This window comes from Sinomicrobium oceani, assembly GCF_900119185.1.
In the GTDB taxonomy this organism is placed as follows: Bacteria; Bacteroidota; Bacteroidia; order Flavobacteriales; family Flavobacteriaceae; genus Sinomicrobium; species Sinomicrobium oceani.
This window is the reverse complement of sequence record NZ_FPJE01000021.1, coordinates 18492-41499: the sequence shown is the minus strand read 5'-3', so window position 1 is coordinate 41499 and position 23008 is coordinate 18492. Positions and strand designations below refer to the sequence as shown.

At 45.2% G+C, this 23008-nt stretch carries 13 protein-coding genes; 4 read left to right on the top strand and 9 right to left on the bottom strand.

Features of this window, described 5'->3' with window-relative positions:
- Nucleotides 1-8 precede the first annotated feature (8 nt).
- Complete coding sequence (locus tag BT112_RS16585) at nucleotides 9-3104, bottom strand: SusC/RagA family TonB-linked outer membrane protein (protein ID WP_072318506.1); 3096 nt, start codon at nucleotides 3102-3104, stop codon at nucleotides 9-11.
- Nucleotides 3105-3473: 369 nt separating this feature from the next.
- On the opposite strand from BT112_RS16585, the gene BT112_RS16580 reads away from it, so the two are divergent.
- The gene (locus BT112_RS16580) at nucleotides 3474-4532 is read left to right on the top strand and encodes a sensor histidine kinase (protein WP_072318505.1); all 1059 of its coding nucleotides are present in this window, start codon (nucleotides 3474-3476) and stop codon (nucleotides 4530-4532) included.
- Between the two features lie 12 nt (nucleotides 4533-4544).
- Here the strand turns inward: BT112_RS16580 and BT112_RS16575 are convergent, their stop codons facing one another.
- From BT112_RS16575 to BT112_RS16560, 4 genes are all read right to left on the bottom strand, one after another.
- On the bottom strand, nucleotides 4545-5270 hold the full coding sequence (locus BT112_RS16575; protein ID WP_072318504.1) for a copper homeostasis protein CutC: 726 nt from the start codon (nucleotides 5268-5270) through the stop codon (nucleotides 4545-4547).
- Nucleotides 5271-5390: 120 nt separating this feature from the next.
- Entirely contained in the window at nucleotides 5391-7061 is a 1671-nt protein-coding gene (locus BT112_RS16570; protein ID WP_072318503.1) for a beta-N-acetylhexosaminidase, read from the bottom strand.
- A gap of 225 nt (nucleotides 7062-7286) precedes the next feature.
- Nucleotides 7287-9590: an NADP-dependent malic enzyme gene (locus BT112_RS16565; RefSeq protein WP_072318502.1), complete on the bottom strand. Its 2304-nt coding sequence runs from the start codon at nucleotides 9588-9590 to the stop codon at nucleotides 7287-7289.
- A gap of 123 nt (nucleotides 9591-9713) precedes the next feature.
- Nucleotides 9714-11516 (bottom strand): glycoside hydrolase family 15 protein, encoded by a 1803-nt coding sequence (locus tag BT112_RS16560; protein ID WP_072318501.1) that lies wholly within the window; start codon nucleotides 11514-11516, stop codon nucleotides 9714-9716.
- A 309-nt stretch (nucleotides 11517-11825) separates the two neighbouring features.
- On the opposite strand from BT112_RS16560, the gene BT112_RS16555 reads away from it, so the two are divergent.
- Nucleotides 11826-14033: a bifunctional alpha,alpha-trehalose-phosphate synthase (UDP-forming)/trehalose-phosphatase gene (locus tag BT112_RS16555; RefSeq protein WP_072318500.1), complete on the top strand. Its 2208-nt coding sequence runs from the start codon at nucleotides 11826-11828 to the stop codon at nucleotides 14031-14033.
- Nucleotides 14034-14319: 286 nt separating this feature from the next.
- Nucleotides 14320-15357, top strand: a complete 1038-nt coding sequence (locus BT112_RS16550; RefSeq protein ID WP_072318499.1) for a LacI family DNA-binding transcriptional regulator — start codon at nucleotides 14320-14322, stop codon at nucleotides 15355-15357.
- A 2-nt stretch (nucleotides 15358-15359) separates the two neighbouring features.
- Here BT112_RS16550 and queG read toward each other — a convergent pair whose 3' ends face one another.
- Both queG and ruvB read right to left on the bottom strand, forming a co-directional pair.
- On the bottom strand, nucleotides 15360-16295 hold the full coding sequence (queG, locus tag BT112_RS16545) for a tRNA epoxyqueuosine(34) reductase QueG (protein WP_072318498.1): 936 nt from the start codon (nucleotides 16293-16295) through the stop codon (nucleotides 15360-15362).
- 286 nt (nucleotides 16296-16581) lie between these two features.
- Nucleotides 16582-17604, bottom strand: a complete 1023-nt coding sequence (ruvB, locus tag BT112_RS16540) for a Holliday junction branch migration DNA helicase RuvB (protein ID WP_072318497.1) — start codon at nucleotides 17602-17604, stop codon at nucleotides 16582-16584.
- Nucleotides 17605-17738: 134 nt separating this feature from the next.
- Between ruvB and BT112_RS16535 the strand changes: the two genes are divergently transcribed.
- Nucleotides 17739-20006 (top strand): acyl-CoA dehydrogenase family protein, encoded by a 2268-nt coding sequence (locus BT112_RS16535; RefSeq protein WP_072318496.1) that lies wholly within the window; start codon nucleotides 17739-17741, stop codon nucleotides 20004-20006.
- 48 nt (nucleotides 20007-20054) lie between these two features.
- On the opposite strand, the gene BT112_RS16530 is transcribed toward BT112_RS16535, so the two are convergent.
- Together BT112_RS16530 and BT112_RS16525 are read right to left on the bottom strand one after the other, a co-directional pair.
- On the bottom strand, nucleotides 20055-21875 hold the full coding sequence (locus tag BT112_RS16530; protein ID WP_072318495.1) for a cytochrome c oxidase subunit I: 1821 nt from the start codon (nucleotides 21873-21875) through the stop codon (nucleotides 20055-20057).
- A 57-nt stretch (nucleotides 21876-21932) separates the two neighbouring features.
- Nucleotides 21933-22997 (bottom strand): cytochrome c oxidase subunit II, encoded by a 1065-nt coding sequence (locus tag BT112_RS16525; RefSeq protein WP_072318494.1) that lies wholly within the window; start codon nucleotides 22995-22997, stop codon nucleotides 21933-21935.
- Nucleotides 22998-23008 lie beyond the last annotated feature (11 nt).

Below are 23008 nucleotides of genomic sequence, written 5' to 3'. Positions count from 1 at the left end.
TTTTCTTTTTAAAATTTAAGATTCAGATTGATCCCGAGACTCCTTACCGTGGGCACGTTGTTCAAGGAAATCCCTTGCCCGCTCAAACCGGTTCCCAATGCGGCATCCGGATCTATATCTTTGGCCTTTTTGTACAGAAAGAAAAGGTTTCTGCCTATCAACCCTACCGAAGCCCCGTTGATCCCCAATTTCTGTGTAAAACTTCCGGGAATGGTATAACTCAGTGCAAATTCGCGTAACCTGATATTGGTCTGATCATAAATATAATGTGCCGCAATCCCCGAGTAGTTACTCCAGTATTCCTGGGCTGTGATACTCTCCGTATTCTGGGCTCCGGTACCTTCGTTAATGGCGTCGATAACCACACCTTCTTCGCGGTACAGCAAACTCCTTTCGGAAACCCCGTTATTGTCGAGTGCCGAAGAAGTAGCCGAGTAGATCTCTCCGCCTATACGTGCGTCTATAAGAAAGCGGAAAGAAAGGTTTTTGTACGTAAAGGTATTCATGAGTCCTCCTGTCCAGTCGGGCTGGGAGTTACCGAGATATTCCTGTCCGGTAGACTGTATCGGCCGCCCTTCTGCATTTACCAGCAGGTTTCCGCTTTCGTCCCTTTTCCAGGTGGTACCGTAAATATCTCCGATACCTCCGCCCACCTGGGCCCGTATAGATACATTTCCGCTGTTGCTCCTGTTGAACTCATAAGATTCGAGTCCTTCAATCAGCTCGTTCAGCCTGTTCCTGTTCCTGGCGAAGTTAAAAGACACGTCCCAGCTAAAGTTTTCAGTTTTCACGGGGATTCCTCCCAGGAGGAGCTCAACCCCTTTATTTTCGGTTTCTCCGATATTCTCCCGATAGAAATTGTATCCGGTTGCCGGATTTACGGGAACATCAAAGATCAGATCGTTGGTGGTGATTCGATATATCGAGGCATCGAAATACAAACGGTTTTTCAGCAACCTGGCCTCTATACCGAATTCCATAGACGTTACACTCTCCGGTTTCAGGTTTTCATTGGCTTTGACATTCGGAGGATCCAATACGGTTAATCCCAAATACCCCTGCTGACTGATACTGAACGTTTGCATCAATTGATACGGGTCGGTATCGTTACCTACTTCAGCCCAGCCCGCACGTACTTTCAGCATATCAAATGTGTTTTTTCCGGGATCGAGGAATTTATCGGCCAGCACGGAAAGGCTCGCAGAAGGATAGAAGAAAGACCTGTTGTCTTTGGGAAGTGTGGACGACCAGTCATTCCTCGCGGTCAGATCCAGGTACATAAAATCGTCATATGCAAAACTCATGGAACCGTATAACGAATTTACCTTTTTCACCGCCATAGGATTATGTACACTCGTCTGTACAGAAGTATTTGCGAGTAAGGCTCTGGTAGGGATCTTAAATTGTCTTCCCGATACCGTCATGCTTTCGGTAGTTCTTTTGGAAAGGTTCCCTCCCAGGTTTGCAGACAGGTTAAACTTTTCCCCGAGATCTTTTTGAGCAGACAACAGGAAATCGGCATTGAGCTCGGTATTTTTCGCTGTTCCGAAAGACAGGTATCCGTACCTGTTGAAATGATGCCCCACCTGGTTAACCATATCGGTATTAATATTGGTAATGTCGCTCCCGACCCTGACGAAAGCCGTCAGCCAATCGTTGAACTTATAATTGACTTTAGCAAATCCGAGGAACCTTGCCCTGCGCTCATCGTTCGTGTCTTTATAGAGCATCCAGTACGGGTTTCCCGTACTCTTACCCTGTCCGGCATAGCTAATCACATCATAATCACTGACACCATTTTTCGGATCATATACACTCGGATTAGCCATCTGGTAGTTTTTCAACCCCTTCACCCGTATATTTCTGGGCATATAATAAACATAAGCCAGCACCCCTTCGGAGCCGAGAGACACCCTGTTGTTGAGTTCCTGGGTAAAATAGGTCGCCTTTCCGTCAAAACTCCACTTATCCGACAAATCCACCAGGGCCCTGAGATTAAAGCTATGACTGTGTAATTTGGAATTGGGAATTACCGAGGTCGTACTATTGTTGGTGTACGAAAAGCGGACACTATAATTTTCTCCCCCTTTATCGATAGACAGGGAATTGATACTTTTTATACCTGTCTCAAAGAAATCTCTCACATTATCGGGTTGTGCCGTATAAGGCATCTGTTCGCCCGTGTAATAGAGCTGATCCGAACCGTCCAGTCGTCCTCCCCATGATGCTCCTGCCATGTCACTCAAATCGGGATATGGGGCTCCATCCCTTCCCTGTCCGTAAGTATTCTGGTAATCCGGTAAAAACATGACATCCTCCAGGGTGATGTTGGAATTCAGGGAGATCCCGAGGCCTCTGCCCCTGCTTCCTTTTTTAGTCGTTATCAGCAGCACTCCGTTACCAGCTCTGGAGCCGTAAAGTGCTGCAGCATTGGGGCCTTTCAGTACGGAGATCGATTCTATATCTTCCGGGTTGATATCCGTGATCCCTCCTCCGGTAACCGTACTGCTGTACACATCACCTCCGGAGTTGGACCCGTTGGCATCTATGGGAATCCCATCCACGACAATGAGAGCCTGGTTATTACCGGTAAGGCTGTTGTTTCCACGGATGGTGATCCTGGATCCCGAACCTATTCCTCCGGACTGGTTTACTACAACTCCCGCTACCTTTCCGACGAGGGAATTTGCAGCGTTATGATCTTTAATCGTATTAATCTCTTCCGATTTCAGTTCCGTCACCGCATAACCCAATGCTTTTTTCTCCCTGGAAATCCCCAGTGCAGTTACAACAACCTCATCGAGTTTTGAAGTGTCTTCCTGTAGACTAACGTTTATCACATTCCCCGAACCGACAGTGATGGTCTGCGCAACAAAACCCATATAGGAAAACTGTAGTTGCTGCCCCTCTGAAACCACGATAGTGTAATTTCCGTCAAAATCGGTTGTTGTACCGGTGGATGCACCTGCAACCAGGATATTCACCCCGGGCAATGGTACTTGATCTGCCTCTGATGTCACCGTCCCGGTGACCGTCTTTTCCTGGACATAGCCAAATACGGACACAGACATGAAGCACAGGCACAATACTAAAATTCTCTTCATTTGTTTTGGTTTTTAGTTTGACAAAGAACACCGCATTGCAAAATCATAGCGTTACACGGCCACTCCGGGGCTTTAAATGAGCGTTAAGAACAATCCGCCTGAACCTTACAATGAATGACTTATTTTTATTGGTGATCCTAATCTATATATATTAAATTTTTGTTAAAAATTATTTATATCAACGACATCACTTCGACAACATACAACATGATTTCACATATAAATAACTTAAAAAATTACAATAAACCACATATTAACATAAATAAGTGTACTTTTATCACATAAAAACAAAACGACAGACTCCATGCAAATGTTAAATATAACTTAAAAATTATATTATATTTTAGCGCTTTAAAACCTGGTCCCAGCATGAATACAACACCCGGCCCTATTACCTATAATTATAAGATCCCTTTGAAATTTCACCTGTTGTTCTGGCTCGTTTACTATATATTCAATACGGTCCGCTGGGGTGGTTATTTTGACGACTACCTCTATTCGGCCAAATCCAATCTGGTTAGTTTTTTCGTGAGTATCCTCTTCTGTTACTGGCACATCTACGTGTTGATCCCCACCTATGTTTTAAAGAAAAGGGTACTCCCGTATATTATGTGGATTATCGTATCATCTGTGTTTTTTTATTTTCTCAAAACCGGGATGATATATGTCTTTATCGACAAAACGATATGGCCCGAAGCACCGGTAGGACAGACAGCTCCGGGCTTTAATCACTTCACAACCGTAGTACTGGGAGAGTGGTATGTAGTAGCCTTCGTATCGGCCATCAAGCTTACGGTAGACTGGATATCCATAAAAAATCAGCGAGACGAATTACAGCACTTACAATTACAGACAGAGATTAAATATTTAAGATCCCAGATACAGCCTCATTTTTTCTTTAACACACTGAACAGCTTGTATGCACTGACCTTGCAAAAATCGGACAATGCGCCTAAGGTTGTGGTTAAGCTGTCGGAAATTATGCGGTATGTGCTTTATGAAGTCCAGGAATCGGAAATACAACTTACCAGGGAGATCCGGTATATCAATAGCTATATCAACCTGGAAGAGTTACGGTGCGATCATATCCAATTTTCTTTGAACATCATCGGAAACATAGAAGATATCCGAACACCTCCTTTATTATTTCTTCCCTTTATAGAAAACTGCTTTAAACACGGTGGAAGTACCGGGGAGGGCGTACAGATCGATATTACATTAAAATCACTCCCAGGAGACAACAGTCTGCATTTTCTGGTCAGGAATACGATAAATCCCGAGGACAGGTCTATTACCGCAAAAGGAGGAATTGGTTTACAAAATGTAAAAAGAAGACTGTATTTGCTTTATCAAAACAATTTTACGCTGCAAACGGGCATCAGAAGAGGTTGCTTCGTCGCTTATCTTAAAATCCCGGTTGCAGCATAAAACACATAAATACTAACGTATTTTTTTTATGATAGCCTCTATTTTGGCCTTATCCGCATATGCTACCATGGTTTCATCCTGAAATTTCAGGCTGTTCATGGAGATCCGAGGAGTTTTGCCTAAAACCTGGAGAAATGTTGTAGCAGAAAAGTGAACTTCCGTAAACCCATGTTTTGCGAAATCACTGATATTATCCGGATTTATTCCACCACCAGGCATAATTATGGGATCTCCCTTACCATGTTCATGCAGCGCCTTCAGGGTTTCTAAACCTTCCGCAGCATTGCTTTTTTGTCCGGATGTAAGAATCCTCTTTACACCAAGTGCAGCTAAGCGTCGGGTGGTCTCAAAAGGGTCAGACACCCAATCGAAAGCACGGTGAAAGGTAAATGGCATTGTACCTGAAATCTCCACGAGCTTTCCGGTTTTATCTTCATCCAGCACATTGCCGGGAGTCAATACCCCGGAGACAATACCGGCACAGCCGGCCTCTCCGCAAAATTCGATATCACGTTTCATAATATCGAGTTCTGCTTCATCATAGCAAAAACTTCCGCTTCTCGGGCGGATCAATACATATACCGGAATATCCAATTCTTCCGTTACTTTTTTCACAAGACCGTGAGAAGGTGTTATTCCTCCTACTCCGAGCTCCGTACAAAGCTCGATACGATCTGCTCCGGCGAGCCGGGCATTGCGGGCAGACTCATAAGAGTTCGCACAAATTTCTACAAGCATATCACTACTCTTTAATTATCGATCGGATGTATTGCGGCAATAAAATCAGTAGGGCACCTTGATACCAAAGTGCCCTGTATGATACATAACCCTGAAAAGGCCGTATGCCAAAAAATATATTTACTTAGCCTCCGGAAGCGGTTCCCCGTCTTCATTTTTGTCTCCGTAGTTCACTCCCATGGCGTCCAGTCTTCGCAGAACGGGCTCCAGTCGGTACAGAAAATCGTCAAAATCCTTTCTCTCCTTCGCACTCCAGGCTACTTCTCCCATAGCAATAGCACGCGGATACTCCATGTATTCCACTTTCTCGGGCGAATCGATGTATTCTGTCCATAGGTTTACCTGGCTTCCCAACACGTATTTGGCTTCTTCCGCCGTCAGTTCTTCGGGTATGGGCTCAAAGCTGTAAACTTTCTTCATGGGCAGATACCCACCGATAGCCAATGGCTCTTTCTTTTCTTTATCTTCTTTGTACTGATAGTAATCCAGATAGCAATAAGCAGTAGGGGTCATGATCACATCATGATGTTGTTTTGCGGCTTCGACCGCACCTTCTGTACCTCTCCAGGACATTACGGTAGCGTTGGGAGCAAGCCCGCCTTCCAGGATTTCATCCCAGCCTATGATCTCTCTTCCCTTACTATTCAGGTATTTTTCGATACGCTGGATAAAATAGCTTTGCAGTTCGTGCTCATCGGCAAGACCTTCACTTCGTATGAGCGCCTGGCACACATCACATTGTTCCCATTTATCTTTAGGTGCCTCATCGCCTCCTATATGGATATACTTGCTCGGAAACAACGCCATGACTTCATCCAGAACGCCTTCGAGGAACGTAAAAGTTTCCTCTTTCGTACAGTATATATTGCTGTGTATGCCCCAGATACCCTGCACCTGGTAAGGCCCACCTGTACATCCCAGTTCGGGATAAGAAGCCAGTGCGGCTTCGGAGTGCCCCGGCATTTCTATTTCGGGAATCACCGTAACATAACGTTCCTGCGCATACTTAACAACCTCTTTAACTTCTTCCTGGGTATAAAAACCACCATACTTCCTGGTATCCCATTCTCTGGGTTCGTCATAGTAATGCCCGATGATCGTACTATCGCGATACGCTCCTACCTCCGTAAGCTTCGGATACTTTTTAATCTCTATGCGCCACCCCTGATCTTCGGTGAGATGCCAATGAAATTTATTGAATTTGAACATCGACATCAGATCTATATATTTTTTGATAAACTCCACGGGAAAAAAATGCCTCCCCACATCGAGCATCTGACCGCGATAAGCAAAACGCGGCTCATCATATACTTCTACCGTAGGAATCGAGATCTCCTTATCGCCGTCTTCCTTATAATTTCCCTCTTCGAGGGCCACCGGCATGAGCTGACGTAGACTTTGCACCGCATAAAAAGCCCCTTTCGGAGACGATGCCGAGATTATTATTTTTTTGGGTTGCACACTCAGTTTATAGCCCTCTTCATTATCTATACTGCTATCTTCCTTAAAAACTATAGTATTCTTTGCATCTTCCGGGGTTTTCTCCATCCGTATCGCCGAAAGGTTAGCTACGTAATCGGAGAAAAAGCCGGCTACCCGGGCAAAAGATTCCGGATATGAAATTTTGGTGTCTTCGTCCATGACAAAGACATCATTTTTGAATTCCATCTCCACAGGTTGTGGGATTATACCTACTTTTTCAACATTCCTCTTTTCCTTTCCGCAAGCGGAATAGAGAAGAACCAATGTCATTAGTAGGCAAAACCGGGTCGTTGGTCTAAAGATACGCATAAAGGTTATTTTTTGTTATTAAAATGCTTTAAATCAAATATATAAAAATACATTAAATAAACCTGGAAAATCTTTTTCCGGAGAGTGTTAACGATACCATCTCACAATCATCCTCCGATATTTCAGGGCCGAAACACGGAGATATAAAAACAGCCGGAATATCGTAATGATGATCTTCCGGCTGTAACATTATTCCTAATGGTTTTCGGTCATCTCCCTACGGTTTCAGATTTCCGCAGCGAGTTGTTTTTCTCTTCTTTCTTTTTCCTGGGCATCAACTACGGTGATCGCGGCTATATTCACCATTTCTTCGACACTTGCACCTAATTGTAAAATGTGTACCGGTTTTCGCATTCCCATTAATATCGGTCCTATGGAGTCGGCTTTATAAAGTTCCTTCATAAGTTTGTATGTAATATTAGCGGCATCGAGGTTAGGGAATATCAACGTATTCACTTTTTTACCGGCCAGCTTGGAGAACGGAAATTTATCCTGAAGCATGTCTTTATTCAACGCAAAGTCTGCCTGTAATTCACCATCTACGATAATATCCGGATAATACTTGTGCAGATAACTCACTGCTTCGCGCACTTTGGAGGCTTCCGGGAAGCCCGATGAGCCAAAGTTCCCATAGGAAAGCATAGCTATGGCCGGTTCAAAACCGAACATTTTTACCGTATGGGCGGTCATTTGTGCTATTTTGGCCAGTTCTTTTCCGGTGGGGTTGATATTTATGGAGGTATCGGAAAGGAACATGGGTCCTCTTTCCGTGACCATAAGGTTCATTGCGGCTACTTTTGTAGTGCCTTTTGCTTTGCCGATAAGTTCCAGCATGGGTTTTACTACAGACGGATAACTTCTCGAATATCCGGTAATGAGGCCGTCAGCATCTCCTTCATTGACCATCATGGCCGCGAAGTAGTTACGTTCCCTCATTTTCTTCTCCGCTTCATACAGGGTTATTCCGCTGCGTTGCCTGCTTTCCCAGTAACGCCGTGCGTAATGGTTTTTCTGATCGTTGTACTCATCTGTTTTCGGGTCTATGATCGGAACATCAGCATCGAATTCCAATTCCTTTTTCAGGTCCCGGATAATATCTTCCCGGCCCAACAGGATCGGGTGTGCTATTCCTTCTTCATAAACGATCTGGGCAGCCTTCATTACATCGAGCTGGTCGGCTTCGGCAAAAACCACGCGTTTCGGATTGGTTTTGGCCCTGTTATGGAGCAGACGAACAATTTTATTGTCGTTGCCCAATCGCTGCATCAGTTCTTCTTCATATTTTGCCCAATCGTCTATAGGTTCGGTAGCTACCCCACTTTCCATAGCAGCTTTTGCAACTGCCGGAGGCACCTTGGCGATCAGTCTGGGATCGAACGGCTTCGGAATAATATATTCCCGTCCGAAATTGAGCCTTGTTTCTCCATAAGCGATGTTCACCTGTTCCGGAACATTCTCCTTGGCCAGTTCAGCAAGGGCTACTACGGCAGCCTTTTTCATTTCTTCATTGATCTTGGTGGCCCTTACGTCCAGCGCACCACGGAAAATAAACGGAAAACCGAGAACGTTGTTCACCTGATTAGGATGATCGGAACGTCCCGTAGCCATAATAATGTCTTTACGGGTGGCAACGGCCAGGTCATAAGAAATTTCCGGATTCGGGTTGGCCATAGCAAAAACAATGGGGTTATCTGCCATGGAGAGCAGCATTTCCGGAGTTACGATATCTGCAATGGAGAGTCCGATGAAGACATCGGCATTTACCATAGCCTCTTCCAGAGTATCGATCTTTCTGGCGGAAGCAAACTCCAGTTTCTCCAGAGAGAGATTTTCACGGTCTTTACGGATTACACCTTTGCTGTCGAGCATCACAATGTTCTCGGCCCGGGCGCCAAAAGATTTGTAGAGTCGCGTACAGGACACCGCTGCGGCACCTGCACCACTTACCACGATACGTGTTTCCTCTATATTCTTACCCGAAATTTCCAGGGCATTCAGCAAAGCAGCAGCCGAAATAATGGCTGTTCCGTGCTGGTCATCGTGCATTACGGGAATATCGAGTTCTTCTTTCAGCCTTCGTTCTATTTCGAAAGCTTCCGGAGCTTTTATATCTTCAAGATTGATCCCTCCGAAAGTAGGAGCGATATTCTTTACCGTATCAATAAATTTATCTACATCTTTCGTATCGACTTCAATATCAAAAACATCGATATCGGCAAAGATTTTAAAGAGCAGGCCCTTTCCTTCCATCACAGGTTTGGCAGCACTGGGACCTATATCTCCAAGTCCCAGTACAGCTGTTCCGTTAGAGATTACAGCTACCAGGTTACCTTTGGACGTGTATTTGTATGCATTACGATCGTTCTTTTCTATTTCCAGGCAGGGTTCTGCCACGCCGGGTGAGTAGGCCAGCGCCAGATCGCGCTGTGTCGCATATCGCTTTGTCGGGACTACTTTGATTTTACCCGGCTGGGGTTTTGCATGATAAACCAAAGCCTCTCTTCTGAGCTTGTTGTTCTTTTTAGTCATGTCCAGTATTTTATAGGAAATACAAAGTTAAAAGGAAAATTAACTGAGGGGGTATGAATTCGTTAAAATTGAAGTGCCGGATCACGAAAATCCGGCACGGTGTGATAATTATGTTTTTTGGCCTTAGCGCACCGCCACTTTGATCTCTTCTTCTTCGGTGATGACATTAGACAGATTGATCGCTGTTTCTATCAGCGCCAGGTGAGAATATGCCTGTGGAAAGTTCCCGAGCAGCCTCTTGGTCTTAAAATCGATATCTTCACTGAACAGTCCGAGATGGTTGCTGTACGAAAGCAGTTTTTTGAACATCTTTATGGCCTTTTTGTGCTCCCCGATCTTGTACAGACTATTTATAAACCAGAATGTACAGATCGTAAACGAAGAGGTAGGCAAACCGAAATCGTCCTTGTTTTTATAGCGGTAAAGTAACCCTTCGTGGCACAATTCCTTTTCGATTGCTTTTACGGTTTTGATATATTTGGGATCGTTGGCCTTTACAAAACCGTAGGGTTCCATAAGCAGTACCGACGCGTCGAGGTCATCACTGCCATAAGCCTGGGTAAATGCCTGTACTTTCTCACTCCAGGCTCCATCGAGAATATCTTCACGAATCTGCCTTTCCAGATCGATCCACTTGGTCACATGCTGTGCCTTACCAAGAATATGAGCCACTTTTATCGCCCTGTCAATAGCTACCCAGCACAGTACTTTAGAGAAGGTAAAATGCCGTTCTTCCGTCCGGAACTCCCAGATTCCCTTATCGGGTTCCTCCCAGTGCTCACGGACTACCCATACAATCCCCTTGGTTATGGTCCACAACTCTTCGCAATTGTCGAGTGAGGTCTCGAATTTGACAATCTGCTGGTGGATGACATCCATCAGTATTCCATAGATGTCATTCTGTCGCTGTTCGTAAGCGGCATTGCCGATACGTACGGGTTTGGACCCTCCGTAGCCCTTGAGATGATCCAGGGTCTTTTCTTCCAGGATCTTTTCTTTGTTGATCCCGTACATTATCTGGAGTTTCTCATCTTTATCAGGAATGATATCTATGATAAACTGCAGGTATTTCTTTGCCACATCCACATGCCCGAGCGCAGAGACCACCTTGATCACCATAGAAGCGTCCCTGATCCAGCAAAAACGATAATCCCAGTTTCGCACTTCCCCTATGGTCTCAGGCAGTGAGGTTGTCGCTGCAGCCAGTACCGCCCCCGTACGGTTATGGCTCAGAAGTTTCAGGGTAAGAGCACTCCTGGTAATCTCTTCGTTATATTTCTTATACGACGGTGTCCTGTCCGTCCAGTTGAGCCAGTACACTTTGGTACGCTGCATATCCAGGTAGGCCTGCCGGGTATGCTGCCGGAATATCTTTTCGTTATAGCTGAGCAGAAAAAACTCGTCCCGCTCCAGTGTTATTTCTTCCCCGTCAAGCACCATTTTTTTATCCATGCTGCTATAGAGATAAAGGGAGTCATATTTCCCCTCCTGGGTAACGCTCACAATGTAGTCGGGTTTTATCTTGGTGGAAGTATCGGCTATAGCGTATTCCAGCTTAGGATCATATCTGACCCTGAACACGGGTTTTCCGGATACGTGTTGTATGTAACGTATAATATCGGGCGGCGCATAATGCCCCCCGCTTTCCAGTTTATACCTCGGCATAAAATCGTACAGCTCAAATACATTAGCTCCTTCCGAAAACCGGGTCATCAGGATATTGGTATTCGGGATGTATTCCTGTTCGATATGATAGTCCTCACCGACGAGGATTTCAAAACTGCCTCCTATCTCATCATCCAGTAGCTTGGCAAAAACCGAAGAAGAATCGAATTCGGGAAGACAGCACCAGTCCAGGGAGCCGGTTTTGGAGATCAACGCTGCACTTTTACAATTTCCTATAATTCCGTAATCGAGATTGTCCATTAATTTCAAATATGGTTTAAGTGATTTGCATTCAAGGGGACACCACTTCGGGGGGGGGGGGGGGGACTGCTCCGATGATACATAATTTTCCCGAAGCCCCTGCTCCAAACCGGTATCCGCCATTTAATAATATGGTCTATGACCTTAAAATTCGAATAAAATCCTTAAATTAACGAAAAAAAGATCGCTTAATTTAACTTTTGCGAAATAATTAAAATAAAAGGAGGCCAGTCATGGAATGAAAAAAAAACAGCCCATCTGAATATGAAAAAGAAAACAGTATGCGAACCGCATTAAAACAAAAAATCAATGAACAAAACCATAATCGTTTCTAACAGACTTCCTTTACAAATATCCATCCACAACAATAATCTCGCAGTTAACCCGAGTGTAGGCGGACTCGCCACCGGGATGAAATCCGTACATGAAGGAGGTGAAAGCCTTTGGATAGGATGGTCCGGGCTGAAAGAAGAAGAACTGGATGCCGGTCTCAAGAAAAAGGTAGATGCTGCTATAGCACAGGAAAACTGTGCAGCCGTAGGGCTTACCGGAAAGGATCTGGACAATTTTTATTACGGTTTCAGCAACAATACCCTCTGGCCCATGTTCCATTATTTCATGGAATACACTACTTTCGAAGGTGAGCATTGGGAGTCCTACAAAGAGGTCAACCGTAAATTTGCGGAAACCGTACTCCAACATACGGATGACGGTGATACGATCTGGGTACACGACTACCAGTTATTACTTCTCCCGGAACTTATTAAAAAGGAGCGCCCCAATACCTCCATCGGTTTTTTTCTTCACATCCCATTCCCTTCATACGAAGTATTCCGGACCCTTCCCTGGAGAGAAGAGTTACTCAATGGTATGCTCGGAGCTGATCTGCTCGGTTTTCACACGTACGACTACGAGCGGCATTTTCTGAGCTCGGTAAGGCGTATTCTGCGTGTGGACACACATTTCAACGAGATCTCCTATCAGGGACGGACCCTTCGTGTGGACTCTTTCCCTATGGGTATTGACTACAACAAGTTTCGCAATGCAGCCATTACCCATTACAAAAAAGAAGAAGCACAGAAATCCGATCTGCAAAAGCGGCTCGATGCACACTTACAATCTGCCCCGGGGGCCAAGATGATCCTTTCCATCGACCGTCTCGATTACACCAAAGGTATCCCCAACCGCCTGAGGGCTTTTGAATATTTCCTCGACAAATATCCGCAATTCCGGGAGAAAGTTCGTTTTATCCTCCTTGCAGTGCCGTCACGCTCCAATGTACCACAGTACCAACGCCTGAAAAAGGATACGGACGAACTCGTAGGCCGAATCAACGGAAAATTCTCTACGGTAAGCTGGACCCCGATATGGTATTTTTACCGCTCCATGCCTTTTGAAAACCTTATCGACCTGTATACGTCCTGTGAAGTTGCCCTTATAACACCGGTTAGAGATGGCATGAACCTGGTAGCCAAAGAATATATAGCCACACGGGTAGATAAGGACGGGGTTCTGGTACTTAGCGAAATGGCAGGAGCTTCAAAAGAAATGAACGAAGCCCTGCTCATCAATCCCAACAATTTTGAGCAGATCGCCGACACGCTGAAAAAGGCCCTGGAAATGCCCGTAGAAGAACAGATCGAAAGAAATACATTCCTTCAACAACGTCTGGAAAGGTACAGCGTAGAGAAATGGGCTAAAGAATTTATGAAGGCGCTTCAGGCCACCAAGCAGCAACATCATGTCATTGTCTCGAAAAAGATTACACCACAAATAGAACAGCAGTTATTCGACCATTACAAAAAGGCAAAACGAAAGCTTATCCTGCTGGATTATGATGGCACACTGGTTAATTTTACCAATATCCCCAAAGATGCCCGGCCTGATGAAGAGCTTTACCACATCCTCGACACCCTTCATGAACAGGAAAATACAGACCTTGTCATTATCAGCGGGCGCGACCGGGAGACCTTCACCAAATGGTTCGGGGACCGGGGCTATACACTTATCGTAGAACACGGGGTATGGCTGAAACAAAAAGACAAAGACTGGCAGGCACTGGAAAAACTCAAAAAAGACTGGATGAACAACCTGAAACCTATCATCGAGACCTTTGTAGACCGTACACCGGGAACATTTATCGAAGAAAAGAACTTCTCCCTGGCCTGGCATTTCCGAAAAGCCGATCCGGAACTGGCACAGAATCGTGCCACCGAATTGAAAACCGTACTGACCAGTCTTATTTCCAACCACGAGCTCAGCGTCCTGGAAGGCAATAAAGTTATAGAGATCAAAAGCAGTAATGTAAACAAAGGACGGGCATCATCCCGCTTGCTCGCCGAAAACGAATACGATTTCATCTTTGCTATCGGAGACGACTGGACGGATGAATACATGTTTCGCGAACTCCCGGAAGAAGCCTTTACCGTCAAGGTAGGGCTCAAAGAAACCAGTGCAAAGTATTATGTGGAAGACACAACAAGCGTCAGAGCATTGCTCAACGGATTTTTGAGCTGATTCCGGAAACTGAGATTTCTCTTATAAAAATCCTGTAAAGGATAAAATAAATCATTTCAGATACTCCCGGTACTGTAATTTGCTTTAGACAGTACCGGGAGTATCTATTTTATTCGGAACCGGAACTCCCTCAAAATAAAAAATATAACATTTTTTGAATATCGGAAGGTATATTTTATTGAATATCTATTTTTTAGATATCAAAAAATGTATTTCTTTTGTATAATGGCTCCTTATGCATGCCGTAAGAGATTTGTGTTGAAAGTAGCTCTGTAATGAGAATTTTATGAGTCAAGTTACCTTAAAAGATATAGCTTCCATACTCGGGGTCTCTGTGACCACGGTATCCAAAGCACTCAAAGATTATCCGGATATCAGTGATGATACCAAGCACGCCGTAAAGCTTCTGGCGGAAAAGCTGAACTACAAACCCAACATTCACGCGGTTACGCTGCGAAGCAACCAATCGAAAACTATCGGGGTAATCCTCCCTAAAATCGATCACCAGTTTTTTGCAGAGACCATTACCGGTATTATTTCCGAAGCTAATGTACACGGATATCAGGTTATTGTCTTATTTTCGGATGAGTCCATGTCCACGGAAGAAAAACAGGTAGATCTGCTTCTGGAAAAAAGGGTAGATGGCATATTGATGTCGCTGGCTAACGAAACCAACCGTTATGAGCATTTACACAAAGTAGTAAGAAACCAGGTTCCGCTGGTCCTGTTTGATAAGATCACCCGGCAGGTAAACTGCTCCAAAGTGATTATCGATGATGAAAAAGCAGCTTTTAAAGCTGTTGAGCACCTTATAAAAACCGGTTGCCGCAAAATTGCCCTTTTCGGAGGCCCGCAATTCCCGAGCAACTACAATTCCCGACAAAAAGGATATACCAAAGCTCTGGAAAAACACGGAATCACTCCGGATGAATCGCTGATCTATATTTGTGAAGATCTCAGCATAGCCGAGGGAATGGATAATGCGAAAGCGCTGCTGAAGACACATCCCGATACGGATGGTATATTTTGCATTACGGACCATATCGCTTTAGGAGCCGTATCGTACCTGAACGATGCGCAAATTCCCATTCCGGAACAGATTTCTATTATGGGTTTCAGTAACTGGCTGATAACCCCTTATATAAAACCGCATCTCTCTACGGTAGACCAACCCAGTGTACAGATAGGAAAAGAATCCGCTTCTCTGCTCATCGACGAGATCGATCGGAAAAACAAAAAATTACCGGTAGAATTTTACGAAATCAAATTACAGACCCATCTGGTACTGAGGGAAACAACCAAAGCGGTTGTGGCAGGCAAATAAAATCAGTATTTCCCGAGGAATTTGATATTGCGTTTGAGCCCCTCGTATTTGGTGCGCTTCACTGCTGACTTGCGGAACACTTCGCGAAATACATCTTCTGTGATATCTTCCCAGTCTTTCTTATTCATCCCCAGAAGATCCGGATGCGGATCGAGCAAAGGTTCACGGTGAGGTTTGGAAAAGCGGTTCCACGGGCACACATCCTGACAGACATCGCAACCAAACATCCAGTCATCGAATTTACCTTCGAATTCCGATGGGATATTACCTTTCAGTTCTATGGTAAAATACGAAATACACTTACTCCCGTCCACGACCATTGGCTCTACTATGGCTTGTGTGGGACAGGCATCGATACAGGCGGTACAACTCCCGCAGTGATCCGTGGCTGTGGGATGGTCGTATTCGAGTTCGAGGTCTATAATGAGTTCGGCAATAAAGAAAAAAGAGCCTACCTGTTTGGTGATGAGGTTACTGTTTTTGCCGATCCAGCCCAAACCGCTCCTGGTTGCCCAGGCCCTGTCCAGTACCGGAGCGGAATCTACAAAAGCCCGTCCGCCCACTTCCCCGATATGTTCCTGTATGGATCCGAGCAACTCTTTAAGTTTTTCCTTGATCACAAAGTGGTAGTCCTTACCGTAGGCATATTTGGAAATTTTAGGGCTGTCGGTATCTTCCTGTACTTTTTCGGGAAAATAATTCAGCGTAAGGGATATAACACTTTGGGCGCCATCGACAAGCAGGCGGGGATCGAGACGCTTATCGAAATGGTTTTCCATATATCCCATTTCCCCGTGCATGTTTTGTTCGAGCCAGCGTTCCAGCCGGGGAGCTTCCGATTCCAGAAACTCCGCTTTGGAAATGCCACAGGCCATAAAACCGAGGCGTTTGGCTTCGGTCTTAATGTATTCTGTATATCTGCGCTTTACATCGATCATACGGCAACGTCCTTTGCGAACAGGGCAAAGATAATGACTTCACGACAATATCCGAAATGTACATAGCGGGTATAATCCGACGGAAAGTTTTCCGGCAGCGGACCTGATTAAACCATTATGGACTTGATGCCCATAGATTTCGACAAGCAATAAAATCGTTATCCTCGCTACTCGTTATCGGGATATTGAGGTAACAACCCGATACCTCCCCATTCGGACTATACCTTTTTTCAGAAGCTCAGGTGAGATGCAATAAAGTACATAGGTGTGACTTCGAATGAGCTTCCTAAAACAGTTCACTCTGGAAACCGCCCCTGGCCCTGCCAAGATGCTTGTACGCGGCTTCCGTAACCTCACGTCCGCGAGGTGTCCGGACGATAAATCCCTGTTGAATAAGAAAAGGCTCATATACTTCCTCGATCGTATCGGCACTCTCCGACACTGCTGTGGCCAGTGTAGTTATCCCTACGGGGCCTCCCTTGAATTTATCGATGATGGTAGAGAGTATTTTATTGTCCATCTCATCCAGTCCGTGTGCATCTACATTGAGAGCTTTCAGACCAAAACGGGCAATCTCGATATCAATGCGCCCATTGCCCTTGATCTGGGCAAAATCGCGTATCCGACGCAACAAGGCATTGGCAATCCTCGGTGTTCCCCTGCTCCGGCCTGCAATTTCTATGGCGGCCTCGAGGGTGATCGGTGTTTTGAGTATATGGGAGCTTCGTTCTACAATGGTAGAAAGCAATTCGGTAGTATAATACTGCAACCTGCTCGATATACCAAAACGGGCACGCATGGGTGAGGTGAGCAACCCGGAACGGGTCGTCGCTCCGATAAGGGTAAACGGATTGAGATTGATCTGTACGGTACGTGCATTAGGCCCGCTCTCGATCATAATATCGATTTTGTAATCCTCCATAGCCGAATACAGGTATTCCTCTACTACGGGACTCAGCCGATGGATCTCATCGATAAATAGCACATCCCTTTCTTCGAGGTTGGTGAGTAGTCCGGCGAGGTCTCCCGGCTTATCCAGCACAGGCCCTGAAGTAACCTTTATTCCTGCTCCGAGCTCATTGGCCAGAATATGTGCGAGGGTTGTTTTTCCCAGTCCCGGAGGACCGTGAAATAAGGTATGATCCAGGGCATCGCCACGTAGATTGGCGGCCTTTACAAAGATCTTAAGGTTTTCCAATACCTGGTCCTGTCCGGCAAAATCATCAAAGGAAAGCGGCCGAAGCGTTTTTTCTATATCGATCTCTTCCGGAGAAAAATGATCGCCTGTTGGATCCAGATACTCGTTCATACCCGCAAAGATAGCAGAAATGAAGAAGAAAAGAATTTATCTTGCTTTCTAAATTGTTTAACTCCTGTTAATCTTCTCCGGTTTAGTCATAAAAATCGTAACTTCCGGTAATAATTGAAAAAAGATTTTAGTTTATGGACACCAGAACATATTCGCCCCATATCGTAAAATATATTCCTTTCTTATACGTGGTCTGGGCAGATGATCTCCTGTCGGCCTCCGAAATCTCGGTATTCAAAAAGGCCGTAACGGAAGATCATTTATCCCCCGAAGAAAAAAAACTGATAACATCCTGGCTAAATCCCAAAACCCCGCCTGCGGATGAAGTTATCACTTCCTGGAAACACCTCATAGACAAATCGGGGGTTAAACTTGTGGAAAGCGAAACCTACCCACTCACATCGTTCAGCATGAAAATGTCACTTCCAGGGCATGGTGAAGAAGAACTGTCCGATGAAAAGTTGAAATTTATAGAGATCAATCTCGGAATACAGCCCAATCATTACCGGCATCTCTTTGACGTGGAAACCCAACAGGTACCCAAAGCCAATTTTTATGATCCGGCAAAGATCGATGCCGTACTTAAAGGTCCTCATGCATCTTATATCGATACGTTCAGGGAATTTTTATCCGATCCTGCTTTTCAATGGAAGATATCACGCGACAAGGATACGTTTCGCCCCAGGGTCCTGGAACAGGTAAAGCTACTGGCATCCGCCGGTTACGGAGCCATGGCATACGAAAGCCGGTACGGTGGTATCGACAATATGCCGGCTTATGCAGGTATTTTTGAAAACCTCATGTTTATCGACGGTAGTCTAACCATAAAATTCGGTGTACAGTTCGGACTTTTCGGGGGTAGTATACAAAACCTCGGAACCAAAAAACACCACGACCAATGGCTGAAAGCTACCGGTGAAGGTACGTTACTCGGATGTTTTGCCATGACGGAGACCCGGCACGGCTCTAATGTTCGCGGTATCAAGACTACCGCTACTTACGTGAGAGAAACCGACTCTATCGTTATAGACACGCCAGGTGAAAATGACAATAAAGAATATATAGGAAATGCCCTGCACTCCACTATGGCAACCGTTTTTGCCCAGCTTATTGTCAACGGTACAAACCAGGGTGTGCATGCCATAGTAGTCCGGGTACGTGATGACGACGGAAACCTTATACCTGGTGTACGCATCGAAGACAACGGGTACAAACTCGGTCTTAACGGTGTGGACAATGGTAAAATATGGTTTAAAAATGTCAGTGTCCCGAGAGAAAATCTTCTCAACCGTTTCGGGGATATCGACAAGGACGGCAATTACACCTCACGGATCAGCAATCCCAACAAACGCTTTTTTACCATGCTGGGTACTCTCGTAGGAGGGCGTATTTGTGTAGCCAAAGGTGCTGTGGGGGGAGCCAAACTGGCTTTGGCCACAGCCGTAAAATACGCATTACATCGCAGACAGTTCAACAGTGGAGAAAAGATACAGGAAGACCTTATCATGGACTATCCTTCGCACCAGCTACGGCTGATCACTCCGATTGCACAGACGTATGTGTACCATGTTACCCTGGAGCACATGATCCGGCAGTACACCGATGCCTCCGAAACATCTCGCCGAAAAATAGAGACCCAGGTCGCCGCTTTAAAAGCACTGATTACGGACTTTTCCAATAAAACGATACAGGAATGTCGTGAAGCCTGCGGGGGTAAAGGATATCTTCTGGAAAACCGTATCGGAGACCTTAAAAACGACGTGGATATCTTCACCACTTTCGAAGGGGACAATACTGTCCTCCTGCAACTTGCAGCCAAGGGAGTACTTACGGATTTTAAATCGGAATTCAACAGTGACAGCTACGGAGACATTCTGAAACTTGTGGGGACACAACTCGGGGACCGGCTCACTACTTTCAACCCGCTTTTTACCGGCAATACGGATAAAGAGCATTTGTTTGACCCGGACTTTCACCTCGAAACCTTTCAGTACCATGTACGAAGACTCACCTTTACTGCAGCGTCGCGTATACGGCGTTATGTAAAAAAAGGTATCCCACCCCAACAGGTATCACTGAATATTCAAACACATTTACTCGCTCTTGGCCGGGCATACGGTGTTATGCTTTCTTACGAGATCTTCTCCGGTTTTGTAAAAACCCTGGAAGACGAGAAAATGCAGTTTATCTTCAGAAAACTGGGGGCATTATACGCTCTCCATCATATTCGTGAACACGCAGCATGGTACCTCGAACACGGCTATATCAGCGGTGCCAAATCCAAAGCAATACGTCAGCGCGTAGAACGGCTGTGCACGGAGCTGAGACCTCACGTGGTCTCTCTGGTAGACGGCTTCGGCATACCCGAACACTGTATGACAGCACCTATCAGCACTAACTAAAAAAAGGCCCTTGTCCAGGGCCCTTTTTATATATTTAGTTTAAGGATCTTAGTGATTGAGTTCTTCCTCACCTTCCTGTAACGGCACGGTCTGCGGAACGAAGTCCTGTCCGGGGATCACATACTCTCCATTGTCATTGGTCTTACTGTAATCGTAAGCCCAACGGTGTACTTCAGGGATAGCTCCCGGCCAGTTTCCATGGATATGCTCTACCGGGGTTGTCCATTCCAATGTATTGGATTTCCATGGGTTTTTAGGCGCCTTTTCTCCATAGAAAATACTGTAGAAGAAGTTATAGAGAAATACCAGTTGTACTGCTCCTGCAATCAGGGCGAATACGGTCATCACGACATTGATATCCATCAGGTCATCGAATATCGGGAAGTTGGTATTGGTATAATAACGTCTCGGTAAACCAGCCATTCCCTGGAAGTGCATCGGGAAGAAAATACCGTATGCACAAACAGCAGTGACCCAGAAGTGTACATACCCGAGGTTTTTGTTCAACATTCTTCCGAACATTTTAGGGAACCAGTGATATACTCCTGCAAGGAATCCGTAAATAGCGGAGATCCCCATTACAAGGTGGAAGTGTGCCACTACAAAATAGGTGTCATGTACGTTGATATCCAGCGTACTGTCTCCGAGAATAATCCCGGTAAGACCTCCGGTAATAAAAGTAGATACCAGACCTATAGAGAAAAGCATCGCAGGGTTCATCTGCAGATTTCCTTTCCACAGTGTAGTAATATAGTTAAATGCCTTTACCGCAGAAGGTATCGCGATAAGTAGTGTTGTAAATGTAAATACCGATCCCAGGAATGGGTTCATTCCGGAAACGAACATGTGGTGTCCCCATACGATAGTAGACAGGAATGCAATAGCAAGTATAGAGGCCACCATCGCGCGATAACCGAATATAGGCTTACGTGCGTTTGTGGCTATGATTTCGGAAGTAATTCCGAGTGCGGGTAACAATACGATATACACTTCGGGGTGTCCCAGGAACCAGAACAGGTGTTCGAAAAGAACAGGCGATCCTCCCTGATGGTGTAACACCTCTCCCTGGATAAAGATATCCGAAAGGAAAAACGACGTACCGAAACTACGGTCAAAAATAAGCAATAATGCAGCCGAAAGTAACACCGGGAAAGACACCACACCGATAACAGCCGTGATGAACAGGGCCCACATCGTAAGAGGCAGCCTGGTCATAGACATTCCTTTTGTTCTCAGGTTTAACACAGTAACGATATAGTTCAGTGAACCAAGAAGCGATGATGCGATAAAGATTGCCATGGAAACCAGCCAAAGCGTCATTCCGAGACCTGAACCACCCTGTGCCTGTGGCAGAGCACTCAACGGAGGATAAATAGTCCACCCTGCAGCTGCAGGACCTGCTTCGACGAAAATGGAAATCACCATAATAACACTGGAAACAAAAAACAACCAGTACGAGATCATGTTCATAAATCCGGAAGCCATATCACGTGCACCGATCTGCAACGGGATCAACAGGTTACTGAATGTTCCACTCAATCCGGCAGTCAATACGAAGAATACCATGATCGTTCCGTGGATGGTAACCAGAGCCAGGTAGATATTAGGATCCATTACACCCTCGGGAGCCCATTTGCCCAGCAATACTTCAAATATCTTAAAAGACTCCGAAGGCCATGCAAGTTGCATACGGAATAACAGAGACATCAGGATACCGATGAATCCCATAACCAAACCTGTAATCAGGTATTGCTTGGAGATCATCTTGTGATCATAACTGAAAACATACTTTGAAATAAAGGTCTCTTTATGATGATGTCCGTGATCGTGCGCCTGATCCCCTGCGTGTGCTGTAGCTGTTGCTGACATAATCTTTATATAAAATCGTTATTGTTACTTTTTATTTTCGATATACTCCGGTCCTTACTATCGATCGGTCCCGGCCACTGTTTCTTCGAAGGTTTTCTGTTCCTTCATCCATGCGTTAAATTCTTCTTCACTCTCCACAACAATTTTCATCTGCATGTTATAGTGCGAAGTTCCGCAAATTTTATTACACAGTAAAAGATAATCAAACTCCCAGTCGTCCAGGTCCTCTCCTTTGGCTCTTCTCTCGGCACGAAGTTCGTTAATGTGCTTTACTTTATCCTGTATATCCTGTTCCTGACGCATTTCTGCAGTAGTGATGGTAGGCGTAAAGGAAAACTGTGTTATCATTCCCGGAACACAGTTCATCTGTGCCCTGAAGTGCGGCATGTATGCAGAGTGTAATACATCCTGCGAACGCATTTTAAACACGACCTTACGGTTCACCGGTAGGTGGATCTCGGTAGTCGATACGACATCATCCATACCATTGGGATCAGAAGCATCGATACCTACGATATTCTGCCCGTCAAAATCGTTGAGGAACCTTACGTTAGCATCGCCGAGCACATTATCGTCTCCGGCATATCTGGCTTTCCAGTTGAACTGCTGTGCGTAGAGTTCTATGACCAGCGGATCATCCTCATCATTAATATCCATAATAGTTGTCCAGGTGTATAGTCCGTAAAGGATAAGCCCGGCCAGCGTTATTACGGGAATAATAGTCCAGATAAACTCCAGTTTGTCATTATCCGCATAGAACAATGCCTTTCTGCCCTTTGCACCCCGGTATTTATACGCGAAGAAATACAGCAGCGTTTGTGTGATCAACTGTACGGTAAAGATTAATACCATTGAAACAGCCATCAGGGTGTCGTAGTCACCACCATGCTCGGAAGCAGACTTGGGAAGCAATACGCGTCCCCATTTCCACAAACTGAAAATGGTGAGTACGTAAAGGAATCCCAGGAAAGCAAACATCAAGTATCCATTCAGCTTGTTATCCTTGTCATTGGCGATCTGGGCATCTTTGATTCCTATCTGAGAGAATTCAAATATCTTCGTCATTTGCCAAATGGCAATGGCAATGAGTATCAGTACAATTATGGTCAAAAAAGCAGTCATCTTACTATTTC

Coding starts and splice junctions, on each gene's coding strand:
- BT112_RS16535 (WP_072318496.1), top strand. CDS start 17,739: ATGGACACCAGAACATATTCGCCCCATATCGTAAAATATATTCCTTTC.
- BT112_RS16570 (WP_072318503.1), bottom strand. CDS start 7,061: ATGCGTATCTTTAGACCAACGACCCGGTTTTGCCTACTAATGACATTG.
- BT112_RS16530 (WP_072318495.1), bottom strand. CDS start 21,875: ATGTCAGCAACAGCTACAGCACACGCAGGGGATCAGGCGCACGATCAC.
- BT112_RS16565 (WP_072318502.1), bottom strand. CDS start 9,590: ATGACTAAAAAGAACAACAAGCTCAGAAGAGAGGCTTTGGTTTATCAT.
- queG (WP_072318498.1), bottom strand. CDS start 16,295: ATGATCGATGTAAAGCGCAGATATACAGAATACATTAAGACCGAAGCC.
- BT112_RS16525 (WP_072318494.1), bottom strand. CDS start 22,997: ATGACTGCTTTTTTGACCATAATTGTACTGATACTCATTGCCATTGCC.
- BT112_RS16550 (WP_072318499.1), top strand. CDS start 14,320: ATGAGTCAAGTTACCTTAAAAGATATAGCTTCCATACTCGGGGTCTCT.
- BT112_RS16585 (WP_072318506.1), bottom strand. CDS start 3,104: ATGAAGAGAATTTTAGTATTGTGCCTGTGCTTCATGTCTGTGTCCGTA.
- BT112_RS16560 (WP_072318501.1), bottom strand. CDS start 11,516: ATGGACAATCTCGATTACGGAATTATAGGAAATTGTAAAAGTGCAGCG.
- BT112_RS16555 (WP_072318500.1), top strand. CDS start 11,826: ATGAACAAAACCATAATCGTTTCTAACAGACTTCCTTTACAAATATCC.
- ruvB (WP_072318497.1), bottom strand. CDS start 17,604: ATGAACGAGTATCTGGATCCAACAGGCGATCATTTTTCTCCGGAAGAG.
- BT112_RS16575 (WP_072318504.1), bottom strand. CDS start 5,270: ATGCTTGTAGAAATTTGTGCGAACTCTTATGAGTCTGCCCGCAATGCC.
- BT112_RS16580 (WP_072318505.1), top strand. CDS start 3,474: ATGAATACAACACCCGGCCCTATTACCTATAATTATAAGATCCCTTTG.